The organism is Methanobacterium sp. (genome assembly GCA_016222945.1).
In the GTDB taxonomy this organism is placed as follows: domain Archaea; phylum Methanobacteriota; class Methanobacteria; order Methanobacteriales; family Methanobacteriaceae; genus Methanobacterium_D.
Map to the genome: position 1 here is coordinate 273,131 of JACRPY010000004.1, position 13,081 is coordinate 286,211.

The 13,081-nt window shown below is 29.1% G+C and carries 11 protein-coding genes; 1 reads left to right on the forward strand and 10 read right to left on the reverse strand.

All coding sequences use genetic code 11. The features are described from left to right. Window positions 1–20 precede the first annotated feature (20 nt). The 4 genes from HZC47_07325 to HZC47_07340 all read right to left on the reverse strand — a co-directional run bounded on the left by HZC47_07325 (window position 21) and on the right by HZC47_07340 (window position 4,445). Window positions 21–986 (reverse strand): glycosyltransferase family 2 protein, encoded by a 966-nt coding sequence (locus tag HZC47_07325; GenBank protein ID MBI5680683.1) that lies wholly within the window; start codon window positions 984–986, stop codon window positions 21–23. A 15-nt stretch (window positions 987–1,001) separates the two neighbouring features. After that, window positions 1,002–2,054 carry a glycosyltransferase family 2 protein gene (locus HZC47_07330; GenBank protein MBI5680684.1) on the reverse strand — a complete coding sequence of 351 codons (1,053 nt, stop codon included), beginning with the start codon at window positions 2,052–2,054 and terminating at the stop codon, window positions 1,002–1,004. Window positions 2,055–2,156: 102 nt separating this feature from the next. Then, on the reverse strand, window positions 2,157–3,344 hold the full coding sequence (locus HZC47_07335) for a glycosyltransferase family 4 protein (protein MBI5680685.1): 1,188 nt from the start codon (window positions 3,342–3,344) through the stop codon (window positions 2,157–2,159). A 24-nt stretch (window positions 3,345–3,368) separates the two neighbouring features. After that, window positions 3,369–4,445 (reverse strand): glycosyltransferase, encoded by a 1,077-nt coding sequence (locus HZC47_07340; protein MBI5680686.1) that lies wholly within the window; start codon window positions 4,443–4,445, stop codon window positions 3,369–3,371. A 398-nt stretch (window positions 4,446–4,843) separates the two neighbouring features. Between HZC47_07340 and HZC47_07345 the strand changes: the two genes are divergently transcribed. Continuing rightward, on the forward strand, window positions 4,844–5,923 hold the full coding sequence (locus HZC47_07345; GenBank protein ID MBI5680687.1) for a glycosyltransferase family 4 protein: 1,080 nt from the start codon (window positions 4,844–4,846) through the stop codon (window positions 5,921–5,923). A 3-nt stretch (window positions 5,924–5,926) separates the two neighbouring features. Here the strand turns inward: HZC47_07345 and HZC47_07350 are convergent, their stop codons facing one another. From HZC47_07350 to HZC47_07375, 6 genes are all read right to left on the reverse strand, one after another. After that, entirely contained in the window at window positions 5,927–6,769 is an 843-nt protein-coding gene (locus HZC47_07350) for a glycosyltransferase family 2 protein (protein ID MBI5680688.1), read from the reverse strand. Between the two features lie 13 nt (window positions 6,770–6,782). Continuing rightward, window positions 6,783–8,204 (reverse strand): flippase, encoded by a 1,422-nt coding sequence (locus tag HZC47_07355; protein MBI5680689.1) that lies wholly within the window; start codon window positions 8,202–8,204, stop codon window positions 6,783–6,785. 74 nt (window positions 8,205–8,278) lie between these two features. Continuing rightward, window positions 8,279–9,592: a lipopolysaccharide biosynthesis protein RfbH gene (gene rfbH, locus HZC47_07360; GenBank protein ID MBI5680690.1), complete on the reverse strand. Its 1,314-nt coding sequence runs from the start codon at window positions 9,590–9,592 to the stop codon at window positions 8,279–8,281. Continuing rightward, complete coding sequence (locus HZC47_07365; protein ID MBI5680691.1) at window positions 9,582–11,345, reverse strand: thiamine pyrophosphate-binding protein; 1,764 nt, start codon at window positions 11,343–11,345, stop codon at window positions 9,582–9,584. The genes rfbH and HZC47_07365 overlap by 11 nt, the downstream gene beginning before the upstream one ends. Window positions 11,346–11,354: 9 nt before the next feature. Beyond that, complete coding sequence (locus HZC47_07370) at window positions 11,355–12,308, reverse strand: NAD-dependent epimerase/dehydratase family protein (GenBank protein ID MBI5680692.1); 954 nt, start codon at window positions 12,306–12,308, stop codon at window positions 11,355–11,357. A gap of 9 nt (window positions 12,309–12,317) precedes the next feature. Beyond that, on the reverse strand, window positions 12,318–13,067 hold the full coding sequence (locus HZC47_07375) for an MBL fold metallo-hydrolase (protein ID MBI5680693.1): 750 nt from the start codon (window positions 13,065–13,067) through the stop codon (window positions 12,318–12,320). Between the last annotated feature and the right edge of the window lie 14 nt (window positions 13,068–13,081).

Below are 13,081 nucleotides of genomic sequence, written 5' to 3' on the forward strand. Positions count from 1 at the left end.
AATCCCTAATTTAATTTTTTTTACAGCAGTTTTAATAACCTTGTGGAATACCATATAGTTAATTGGATAATGTAAATGGGTAAATATAGATAAAAGTGTTTTTTATGTGCTTTTAAAAATTTAAGGTTGGTTTTAATTTCCCTGATTATATTTCTTATCCTTTTTTTGTTTTTGGATGCACTAACTTTATGCCAAACATAAGAATTAGGGACTGCTACAATTTTATAACCATATTCCTTTAATTTAATGGCCAGATCAACATCTTCACATCCAAAAAAGAACTCTGTGTTTAAGTATTTTATAGGTACTTCTCTGGTTTTAACTAACATTGCTGCACCTGAAACCCAGTCAAATTCGGGCAATGGGTTTTGAACATCTAGATCAGTTTCTTCAATATCAAAATAGCCAGGATATCTTGAAATGTTTACAGTACCGCCAATACTCCACATTACATCTTTTCTCCCAAAATAATCGTAATAATAGATTTTTGGACCCACTATTCCTATTTTTGAATTTTTTTCAGCAGCATCAATCATTTTATCTAAAAAGTTGTTATCAACCACAGTATCGTTGTTTAAAAATAAGATATAATCTGGATTAATTGTTTTCAAACTGTATCTAACTGCTACGTTATTTCCTTCTGAAAATCCATAATTTTTATCATTTTCTATTAGAATTAATTTTTTATTAGGCTTGATTTTATTAATATTGCTTTCTGGGCTGTTTATTTTTTCTGATTCTCTGTTAGTATATTCAAAAAGTTGCAAAGGTTTGTTATTTGAATCATATTCAAAAAAATCGGATTTTACTTCTATTTTTCCTTCACAGTATTCTTTTATTTTTTCTACAGAATCATCTGAAGAATCATTATCTACTACAATAATTTCATAGTTAGGATAAGTAATTTGATAAAGTGACTCTAAGCATTCTATGGTGTCTTTCCATCCATTCCAGTTAAGAAGGATTATGGAAACTCTTGGCTGCATGTATATTTCTCCAAATTAATTATTATTTCGTTTGAACAAGCTTAAAATAACTTTAAAATAATATTTTATAATAAGCATAATGTAAGAAAATATTTTTACATCACTTTTATTTTTTATCTTATTTTTTATAATATCAAAACACTCCTTTAGGAGAGTGAATGTGAATAAAAACCTTTGAAATGAACTTCCATATAATAAAACTGTTTTTACAGTATTTTTTGTACTTAAAACCATCATTTCTGTTATTATATCCTTTTTTCGAATTGATTGACCTCTTTTATGGTATACTATGGAATTTGGTACGGATCGGGCATTCCATCCCTTTTTATTTGCTCTCCAGGATAACTCTGCATCTTCATAAAGGGTTATGTAACTTTTATCAAATAAGCCTATATTCACTAACATTTTTGATTTATACAAACTTGCAGCAGCCATAGCTCCTATTACTTTATTATCATGGTCATATTGGCCGTTATCTACTTCTCCATGACCTCTATCTACAATTCGGCCCCATTTAATCACATGTCCTGCAGAGTCAATAATATTAGTATCATAAGCATTCAGTAATTTAGGCCCTAAAATCCCTACTTTTTCATTGCATTCTCCTACATCTATTAACTCATTTAAAAATTCGGGTTTTACAACAGTGTCATTATTTAAAAGCAGTATATACTCTGTTTTTAAAGCTTTTAAAGCATATCTCATTGGTATATTATTTCCTTCAGCAAAGCCATAATTTTTATCATTTTTAATAAGGATTAATTTTTTATTTGAAGGCATATTTAGAAATTCCTTTTTGGGGGGGGATGATTTTTTAGTTTCTTTTTCACTAAATTCAACTATTTTAATGGGTTTGTTTTCTATATTAAATTTAAAAAATTTTGATTCTGTTTTTATTTTGCCTTTACAGTATTTTTTTATTTTATTTATTGAATCATCTTCAGATGCATTATCAGCTATGATAACAGTATAATTAGGATAATTAATTTGGTAAAGGGATTCTAGACATTCTATGGTGTCTTTCCAACCATTCCAGTTTAAGATGATAATAGAAACTTCAGGATACATCATATACCTCATTATTACTAAATTCTCTTGTTTTGAATAGAAATAAATAATTTTTATCTTTTGAATTATCCTCTTAAAAAGGTATTTGTTAATTCGATCAAGCTAAATAATGCGTTCTATGTGTTTTACTAGTCTTTGCCCTGCATTTTCTAATGTCCAGTACTCTTTTACTCTTTTTAAAGAATTTTGAGCCATTAATTTTCTCTTATTTTCATCTAAAAGAAGTTCTAATATAGCACTGGCAAAAATGTTTTCGTCACGCTCTGAATGCAGCCCTGTTTTATTATGAAGTACGGTTTCCCTTATTCCTCCTTCTTTTACACCAACCACTGGTGTTCCACAGGCCATGGATTCTAAAGGTACAAGACCAAAAGGTTCGAGGTAAGGTGCATAAACCACTAATTTAGCTTCATTGTAGAGAGTTACTAGTTTATCATCACTTATCATATCTAATATTTGTAGATTAACATTTAATTTTTCTGCAAGTATTTTAATATAATTTTCCCATTTAACTTCAGTATGGTTAGAAACTATAATAAAATCAGGGCGTATTTCTGGTTCTATAAGTGCTAAGGATTTTATAATAAAATCATACCCTTTTGAAGGAGTACAGGTGCCAACAGACAGCACAAAATTTTTTTTAGGGATTTTCAGAGGCATGAATAAATTCGTATCCACTCCAAGATATGAAACGAATGAATTAATACCGTAAAATCGTAATATTGATTCTCTTGAAAAATAAGAATTTGTTAAAACGTTTTTAGCGAATGAAATATTGTTTTTATCAGTTCTTAAATCTATTAAGTCTATGTATTTCAGGATTATATTTTTTATAGGTTTGGAATTTTCCTTATAGTTTGAAATCTTCCGTAAAATAACTTCATTACGTGGTGGTTGTGGACAATAATATATTGTAGGTTTTTTTATGTATTTAAGAAAGAAAGGAGTCATGGTATATTGATCCTGCTCTGAAAATACAATATCATAATCTATTTTATTAATAGTCTCTGCTATTTTTTTTTGGGTTTTTTCAAGATCTCTTAATGAAATCCCCTTAATAGGAGATGGAACATACTTTAAAGTAGAATATATTAATCCACTAATAGTTTTATTAACAGGGAATACATTTAAACTGCTAGAAATGTTTTTTAAGGATAAAAATTCTTCTTCAGCTGTTGAAGGAACATATATATCTACTGTATACTCTTGTTTCATTAAATAATCAACATAACCATAGAGTGCTCGTTTAGCACCTCCAGATGGTAAATTATGAAAAACTGCAATTTTAATTATTTCATCTCCTACTTCAATTTTCTAATCTATTTTATGGTCCAAGTACAAATTTAAAGTTTTTTTTGCAACAGATTCCCAGCGTGTCTGAATATAGAAATTTTCACAATTCTCTTTTAAATATGTCTGTTTTTCTTTATTATTCAATAAATATGTGATTTTTTCAACTAAGTCTTCTTTATTATCTTTTTTGAAGGTGATTAAACAATCATATTCTTTTTTTATTTCTTTAAAATAATTTAAATCAGAGGTTATAGTTGGAATTTTATAACTTAAGGTTAAATGGAATGAACCAGATGTAATAATCCACCTATAAGGAAATATTGCAATATCAGTCGCATTAAAAATTATTGGGAGGTCTTCTTCTTTTACATAATCTAAAAATTTTATTCTATCCTTTAATTTGAGTTCATGAGATCTTTCTTTTAAATTATTATAAAAACTTTCATGTTCTTTTACTCTGGCCCCGCCAGCAATAAGAAGTGTTATATTATCATTTAAATTTGATAAAGCTTCAATTAGCAAATCATGGCCTTTATTTTCATGTATAAACCCAAATATTGTTAATACATTCTTATTTGATACTCCAAGCTTTTCTTTAGATATTTTTTTATCTAATATTTGCCCTTTAGGTGTGCCGTGAGGTATAATACTTAATTTTTCCTGTGGCACGCCATTTGTTTCTAATAGATCAGCTAAATTCTTATTATGGACTATTATTTTATCAGATAACTTTAAAAACTTTAAATTTATCTTGTCTACTACAGAATTAAGAACAAATTCATGAACAGTTGTAATAATCCTATTTTTCTTCCAAAATTTTAAAAAGAAAATAAAAATGGGAAAATAATTTATAAAAATAGGTATGTAGGGAATATAACCGAATAAACTTGGTTGATACTGTACATGAGTAATTTCAAACTTTTTTACCTTGTTTAACAGTTTAATGAAATAAAATGGATTATGTATGTTTGGTTTTTTTATCTGAACAATACTAATTTTTAGATTTTCACATTTTTTAAGAGCATTAACTAAATATTCTGAATAATCCGCTATTCCGCACTTCGTACCCCAAGTAGTAATGAAATTAACTTTGATCATGTAATTCTTCCTAAAAATATTCATTAAATGTTAATAATTAGCAGTAAAAAAGATATAATAATTCATTTGCATGTATATTAAATAAATATTTGGTTAAATAATGATTTCCTTTTAGTTTTTATAACTTTTTTCACTGAAATATTTAAATTGAGCATAGTTCTCATTCATGAAATACTTCTTAAAAGACTTTATAATATCCCTATATGCGTAATAACATATAAATCCATTGTATTTAATAATTAAACCAGCATAAACTAATAAAAATAAAACCAAAAAGAAATAAAAGAAAAAAATCAAAACAGTTTATAGAAATTCATTTAAATAATAAATATTAAGATGTCGAAAAATAATCTGTTTATATAATGTAGTTATAGAAATAATTTAATTGAGGAAATTAAATGATAAAAGTACTATTTACAACTCACCAAACTGGATTTAATGTTATGGGTGGCGCTGAAATCCAGATGTTAAAGACAATGCAATCAATCAATAAGTTATATGCTGATAAAGTTGAAGTTAAGTTTTTTGATGTATGGAATGATAAGTTGGAGAACTATGACATTATTCATATATTTAATCCAATGGCATTTCCTTGTGAAGCTTTAAGGATTGCTGAATATGCAAGAGAGAAAAATATAAGGGTTATAATTTCCCCTATATTTTATGAATACATTAAAAAAGAAAATAATGTTTTATCATCCATATTTGAACGATTTATGCGTTTTTTTTCAATATTCAAACGTTATATAGCTACAAAGAAGCGTTTTGAATTTTTAGATAATTATAAAGATGTTGAAAAAGCATTTATCAATGCTGATTTGATTTTACCAAATACTGAAATAGAAAAGAATAGATTATTGAGTAAATTTCCAAATATAAATGCAGATAAATATTTAACAGTGCCCAATGCAACTGATTCTAAATTCAAATATGGAGATCCAAAATGTTTTAATGATAACTATGGTATTGATAATTTTATATTATTTGTAGGCAGGGTTGAAACCCGTAAAAATGTTTTAGGATTAATAAAAGCATTTGTTAAAAGTAATCTGGATACGAAGCTTGTTATTATAGGTAAAATACATGAAAAAGAATATTACGAACTGTGTAAAGAAGAGGCAAATGAAAACGTTGTTTTTTTATCTCCTTTAAATAATGATTCAGAAATTCTCAGATCAGCTTATAAAGCAGCTAAAGTTTTAGCATTACCTAGTTATTATGAGACACCAGGGCTTGCAGCGCTTGAAGCAGGATTATCAGGGCTAAATATTGTAATCACACGATACGGAGGTACAAAAGAGTACTTTAAAGATTATGTATTGTATGTGGATCCTGAAAATGATGAAAACATTAAAAATGCACTTATTTCAGCTTATAATACTCCGAAAAGCGATGAATTAAGTGAATACATTGAAAATAACTTCACTTGGAATATTATTGCCAAAAAAATGGTTGAAATATATGAATCCTTTGATTAAACCTTATTTTTTGTATTCTGCAATGTAGTTTAATGCTATCTTTTTATAATCCTCATTTATCTTTTTTTCAACGTTTTTGGAATTATATCTTTCCATTAATTTGAGTTTCATATAAACTAATGTTCTATACATGGCCATAAGTAAAATTATGGAAATTCCTCTAAAACCGTCTTTACGTCCATTTAATGTTATATACCTATTTATAAACTCGTATCTAATAATATTGAACATTAATCCTCTAATTCTGATAGTTTGGCCCTTTTCATATAGATTTTCAGCTTCAATTGTTGTATAACGGTTCATTTTTTCTATAAAATGTTCTACATCAACATAACTAAAATGTATAAAACTTTCAGCAGGATCGGTTATATTATAGATTCTTGCAGCATCGTTTATTATAAAAAAGTTATGTATTTCACCACTAAAATTGATAAATTCCTTTTTAAAAAAGCGCGGATGCGGATTTTGAAGTGGTCCCCAGCCTAATCCCTTAATTAAGGAGCCAAAGAAATAGTTACTGTGCGGAATATAAATTACATCTCCAAGATCATTTTCCATTATTTGAATCAATTTATCCCTTAAAGCTATTGGTACTAATTCATCGGCATCAATAACAAGAATCCACTCATTAGAAACTTTTTCTAAAGCAAATTGCCTAGCAGGATCGGCATATCTCATCTTCTTAAAAAAAAATATTTTATCAGTATATTTCTTTGCAATTTCAACTGTTTTATCTTTGCTGTACATATCCACAATAATAATCTCATCAGCCCATTTAACAGTTTCTAAACAATTTGCAATGTTTTTTTCCTCGTTAAGAGTGTTAATTAATACTGATATTTTCATTAAAGTTCCTCCATTAATTTCTTTTTACTATTTGTCTGAATAAGTCTATATCTTCTTGGGTGAATGTTTTCAATAAAACTAAAACTCCGAAATAAACAATTGTGCCAATTATAATGGCTAAAAACAAATTATTGATGAATATTATAACTAAACTCATAAAAATACTTGCTATAATTGGTTTTCCCAAGATACTAATTAAAGAAACTTTGCAGAGATATTTTGAAATTATATAGAAATATAAAAGAAATACTGTTAATTCAGTTAAAACAGTTATTACAGAAGCAGCGATATAACTATATTTGGGTATAAGAATGATGTTAAGTGCTATATTTAAAATCATCGCAATTAATGTTACTCTTACTGTTTCATGTTGTTTATTAATTGATGTTATAGATGCCCCAAGTATATAAGCCAAGAATATAATTGGTATTGCCCATATTAAAATTTGGAGTACAACTGCTGATTGAGCATAATCTCCTTTATATATAAATAATATAATTTTATTAGCGAGTAATGTTGTTCCAACGGCAATAGGTAAACCTAATATTCCTAAATACTTCAGAGATTTAACATAATATATTTTCATCCTATCTTTTGATGAAACATGGAATCTAGAGAAAATAGGGAGTATAGACGTTGCATATACTGATGGAATAAACATTAAAGCTTCCATTAATCTGTAGGAAGCCCCATACAATCCTGTTGCATAATCTCCTGATATCATAAATAGTAAGATTGTATCTACTCTAAAAGCTATAAATGCAAATAGGCTGGTTAATGCCAGAGGATATGCATCCATAATTAATGGCTTCCAGAAAGATAAATCTACTTCTATTTTTGGTAAACTAAATTTCCATGCACAAATTATAACACTAAAAAACAATAGTAATAAACTGATAATGAGATAAAACAGTGCTAATATAACTATATCTAATTTATATTGTATAATAATTAGAATTCCTGCAAACATTAAAATACTATTTATTATCAAAGCAATGGATTGATATTCCATCTTTTCATGAGCTTGAAAAATAGAACTGAATATTCCTGAAATACCTCCTATTACAAATGATAAAGTAATTAAATAAATTACTCCTGCAGTTTGTGCAGGATATCCTTTTATAGTCACAAATACTACAGCAGCTATGACTGTAATAACTCCCAGAATGATCTTTAAGGCGGTAGCATTCCATATGTACTGTTTAGCAAGTGATTTATCTCGAGCTACCTCTCTTACGATTATCACACTAAGACCAAAATCTGTAATAATTGAAAAAATACCGCCTAATGCAATCGCAACTGTAAGAACTCCAAAACCCGCTACTCCAAGGTAATTAGCAGTGTAAATAGTATAAAGAAAAGCTAATATATAACTTATAATCTGAGAAATAAGTAAAACGGTGGTATTTTTTGCTAATGTCCGTGCTGTGCTCATAAAAGTACATCCTATGTTATATCTAAGATAAAACAAATAAAATATCTTAAATTTAATTAAAGTTTATTTAAAACTTAATAAACTTTAAAAAACTCTTTAATCATTTTAATAATATAATCCATCTTTTTTTCTGTAATACCAGGATATACTCCTATCCAGAAAAGGTTGTTCATCACTAAATCTGTATTTTCTAATGAACCATCTAATCTGTAATTTATATCTTTATATGCTGGCTGCCGGATTAAATTCCCGCCAAAAAGCATTCTTGTAGCAATTTTATTTCCTTCTAAAGAGCTTACAAAATCATCCCGGTTAAAAGGTGCTTCTTTTTTTACTATAATTGGAAAACCAAACCATGAAGGGTCTGCATTTTGATATTTTTCAGGTAAAATCAGATATTTCTCATATGCTTTTAAAGCATTGTACAAAGTTTCAAAGTTTTGTTTACGAGCTTTAATAAATTCTGGTAATTTCTTTAATTGTTCAACACCTATTGCTGCCTGCATATCTGTAACTTTAAGATTATAACCGATATGAGAATAAATATATTTGTGATCATAGCCGTAGGGTAAATCTCCCATTTGCCAGGCAAATCTTCTACCACAAGTGTCATCACAGCCGGGTTCACACCAGCAATCTCTTCCCCAATCTCTAAAAGATAATATTATATCTTTAAGTAAGGGATCATCAGTGAGGAGAGCTCCTCCTTCCCCCATTGTAATATGGTGGGCAGGATAAAAACTGCATGTAGCAATATGGCCAAAATTTCCAGTGAATTTACCATTATATTTTGATCCTAAAGCATCACAGTTATCTTCTATTAACCATAAATCATATTTTTCAACTAATTCAACAATTTTATCTATATCAAATGGATTTCCAAGGGTATGGGGGATGAAAATAGCCTTAGTTTTGTCTGATATTGATTCTTCTATTTTATTAACATTAATATTGTATGTACCTATTTCAACGTCAACGAAGACAGGTATAAGATTATTTTGAATAATTGGATTTAATGTTGTGGGGAAACCACAAGCAGTTGTAATAACTTCATCACCGAGTTTCAACTGTTTTTTGCCTAATTTTGGTGAAGTTAGTGCAGAAATTGCAAGTAAATTAGCTGAAGATCCTGAATTTGTTAATAAACAATGTTTCACTCCAATAAATTTTGCCAATTCTTCTTCAAATTGTTGTGCATATTCTCCTGCAGTAAGCCAAAAATCAATTGAAGAATTTAAAAGGCTTATTATCTCTTTTTCATCATAGATTCTACCGGCATATTGTACTGGAGTTTCACCAGGAATGAATTCTTCATTTTGTTTCCTGATTTTGTGAATTTCAGTAATATTATTAAAAATTTCATTTTTTAATTCTTTTTCAGTCTTCATTCTCTTCATTTCTCCTTAAAACATCTATAAACATATTAGATCTAAGCTCATCAAAAGGTAAAAGAGGTTCTTGATCTTCTAATGGCATATTTACAGATAATTTAGGTAAAGCTTTGTGATCGGGATTTATTAAAACTTCAAGGAACATAGGCGATTTATCATTAAATAGCCTTTTAAAAACTCCATTTATTTCATTATTGCTATTAATTTGCATTGAGTCTATTCCATAGGCAGTTACAACCTTCTGGAAATCTGGACAACTATATCCTCTTCCAGTAGATTGGAATCTACAATCAAAATATTGCTCTTGGAATTGTCTTATCATCCCATAAGAGTGATTATTTAATAATACTATTTTAATGGGTAAATTATGGTGAAATACTGTTTGTAATTCCTGTGTATTGAGTTGAAATCCTCCATCACCAGTTATAACAACAATTGTCTTATTTGGCTGGGCAAAAGAAGCCCCAATAGCCATAGGTAACGCAGAACCTATGGAAGCCATTCCTCCTTGAGTTAAAAATCTCTGTGACTTTTTTATTTCAATTGATTGGGATGCCCACATCTGATTTTGACCAACATCAACACATATTATGGCATCTTCAGGTAAAAATTCTGATAATTTATGCATTAAATGGTTGGGGTGTATATCTTCATTTATAGGTTCTTTAAAATGAGGATATTTCTTCTTAAATGTTTTAATTGTGTTTTGCCATGGTTCAAGTTTTTCTCTTGTTTGTTTGCCAATATTCTCATTTAATTCCATTAAAAACATTTTAACATCTGAATTTATAGAAATATCTGATTTTATTTTATTATTCAGTTCACTAGGGTCAATGTCCACGTGAATAATCTTTGCACCTCTTGCAAATGATTCAGCTATAGTTCCTGTTTGTCGTGTATCCAGTCTGCTACCTAAAACTATAAGTAAATCTGCATTTGCTAGTGTTAAATTAGCATGACGATTTCCATAAGTCCCAATCATGCCCACAAAAGATTCATGATCATGAGGAAATGCATCCAAACCCATTAAAGAAGTTACAACAGGTATTCCTGTTTTATCAACGAATTTGAGGATTTCTTCTTCTGCATGGGATAGTCGGATACCTCCACCAGCTAAAATAACAGGTCTTGAAGATTCACTAATAAATTTTAAGATATCCTTAATTATTTCAGAATCTATGGATTCATTAAAGATATTTATATTTTCATATGAGCTTATTTTGGATGGATCAATGTCTGCTCGTTGAATGTTTAATGGAATATCTAAAAGAACGGGTCCTGGACGCCCATCACGTGCAGTATGGATATATTTTTCAAGTGTGTATTTAATACATTTTTCATCTGTTATAATTTCTGCATCCTTAACAATAGGTTTTACTATACTTACTATGTCAGTTTCTTGAAAGCCAATCTGTCTAACATCTTTATCAAATTTAAATTCGTATGTATTCACCTGACCAGTAATGAATAAACTTGGAATGGAATCAAAGAAACAACTACCAATACCAGTTATTAAATTAGTAGCACCAGGCCCACTTGTAGCCATTGCCACTCCAACATTCCCACTAACTCTGGAATAACCTTCTGCAGCTATAGCTGCAGCCATCTCATGATGCATAGGGACGGAGGATATGTCAGTTCTATCATACAATGAGTCAATGATATGTCCTAAGGCCCCTCCACAAACCTCAAAAATATGAGTTACTCCTTCTTCAACAAGAAAATCAATGATATAATCCGATAGTTTCATTTTATCTCCTTATAATTTGTATAACTGTGAATTCTTTTCAAACCATTTTATTGTTTTAGATAAACCTTGCTCTAAACTAAATTTAGGTTTCCATTTTAAAATTTTATTAGCTTTAGTTATGTTTGCTTGCCATATTTCTGGTTCATTAAGCCATTTGGATTCAGATCCCCATTTAGCGTCAACTTTATTACCAGTCATTTCAATTATTTTGTTTACTACTTCACCTATTGAATGTTGGATTCCTTGCCCTATATTGAATATGTCCCCTCTAAATTTGACTTTTTCAGCGGTTTTTATATATGAATCTATTACATCGTCAATAAATATAAAATCTCGTACATAATGGGGAGATGTAACTTTTGGATTCTCATTTTTTAGGCATGCCATAATTACGGATGGGATTAATCTAGTTGGAGATTCATAGTATCCATATGGAGAAAATAACCTAAGTGTTACAATTGGTAACTCTTCTCTTCGTGCAATTGACTGACAATATAAGGTTGATGCGGCCTTTGATACTCCATAATCGTTAGCTGGCTCTAGCATATCATTTTCTTCCATAGGGCCTGATTTAATTCCATATTCTGATGAGGAGCTAGTGTTAACAAAAAGTTCAAAATCTGCTTTTTTGCAAGCATTAACCAAATTGAATGTTCCAATAAAATTAGATTTGATAATGAGATTACTATCTTTTTGAAAGGGACTACCTCCATAAGTAGCTAGGTGAAATATTATTGAAGGTTCAATTTTTGAAACAATCTGGATTAATTTCTCATGTTCCAGTAAATCAACATTGTAAGCATTAAGATCTTTAAGTAAATCGTTAATTCGCCATTTATCAGAGCTTTCTCTTGTAATAATATGGACATTTGCTCCAAGATCTAAGGATTTTCGTACTATATTTGCCCCTACGAATCCTGTAGCGCCAGTAATTAATATATCCTTATTTTTAAGTTCAACCATCAAATTCACCTATAAATTTATATCTAAACCATCAAAAGATACAATTATATTCTTAAAAGAATCTTTGGTTTGAATAGCGATATATTTTCGCTCATCAATAGAGCTATAAATGTTAGCATCGAAGTGTGTCAAAGCTAATCTTTTAGCTCCAGATTTTTCCGCGATTTTAATTGCATCTTCAGGGTTTAAATGGGGCCAATCAGGATTACTTTGCCCCATTTTTAAAGAACATTCAGTAATAAGTAAATCTGCATTTTCTGCAAGTTTATAAACATTTTCAGAGGTTCCTGTATCTGTACAGTAGGCAATTATCTTATCGTCAATTTCAAACCGGTAGCCCATACATCTGGATGAATGAATCAAGTATTTAGATTCCACAATAAATGGAACATGATGTATTCCTTCATCTATTTCATAAACCTCAACTTTAAATGGTAATTTATCGAAAGGAACAGTATATGGTTCATTTACAAATGTGTTGAGAATTTTTTTGCTTCCAGGTTGTCCGTAGATGTTAATTTCTTGATTAAAATTAAATTTAGATAGTATATGGAGTCCTTCGATATGATCAATATGGAAATGACTTAAAAAAAGAAATATGGGTTTTTTACTTGATTCTGGTATGAAATTATTTAGTTTATGAATTCCATTTCCTGCATCTAAAATTATGAAATAATCTTCTGTTTCTATAAGTGTACAGGTTGTATTTCCTGTCTTTGTGTCATACCACCCATTAGTCCCCAGAAAGGTCACTTTCATTTGATTCACTTGTG

What these genes read in the sequence shown, in the direction of transcription:
- HZC47_07325 (MBI5680683.1), bottom strand. Translation starts at nt 986, where the DNA reads ATGCAGCCAAGAGTTTCCATAATCCTTCTTAACTGGAATGGATGGAAA.
- HZC47_07330 (MBI5680684.1), bottom strand. Translation starts at nt 2,054, where the DNA reads ATGTATCCTGAAGTTTCTATTATCATCTTAAACTGGAATGGTTGGAAA.
- HZC47_07340 (MBI5680686.1), bottom strand. Translation starts at nt 4,445, where the DNA reads ATGATCAAAGTTAATTTCATTACTACTTGGGGTACGAAGTGCGGAATA.
- HZC47_07345 (MBI5680687.1), top strand. Translation starts at nt 4,844, where the DNA reads ATGATAAAAGTACTATTTACAACTCACCAAACTGGATTTAATGTTATG.
- HZC47_07350 (MBI5680688.1), bottom strand. Translation starts at nt 6,769, where the DNA reads ATGAAAATATCAGTATTAATTAACACTCTTAACGAGGAAAAAAACATT.
- HZC47_07355 (MBI5680689.1), bottom strand. Translation starts at nt 8,204, where the DNA reads ATGAGCACAGCACGGACATTAGCAAAAAATACCACCGTTTTACTTATT.
- rfbH (MBI5680690.1), bottom strand. Translation starts at nt 9,592, where the DNA reads ATGAAGACTGAAAAAGAATTAAAAAATGAAATTTTTAATAATATTACT.
- HZC47_07365 (MBI5680691.1), bottom strand. Translation starts at nt 11,345, where the DNA reads ATGAAACTATCGGATTATATCATTGATTTTCTTGTTGAAGAAGGAGTA.
- HZC47_07370 (MBI5680692.1), bottom strand. Translation starts at nt 12,308, where the DNA reads ATGGTTGAACTTAAAAATAAGGATATATTAATTACTGGCGCTACAGGA.
- HZC47_07375 (MBI5680693.1), bottom strand. Translation starts at nt 13,067, where the DNA reads ATGAAAGTGACCTTTCTGGGGACTAATGGGTGGTATGACACAAAGACA.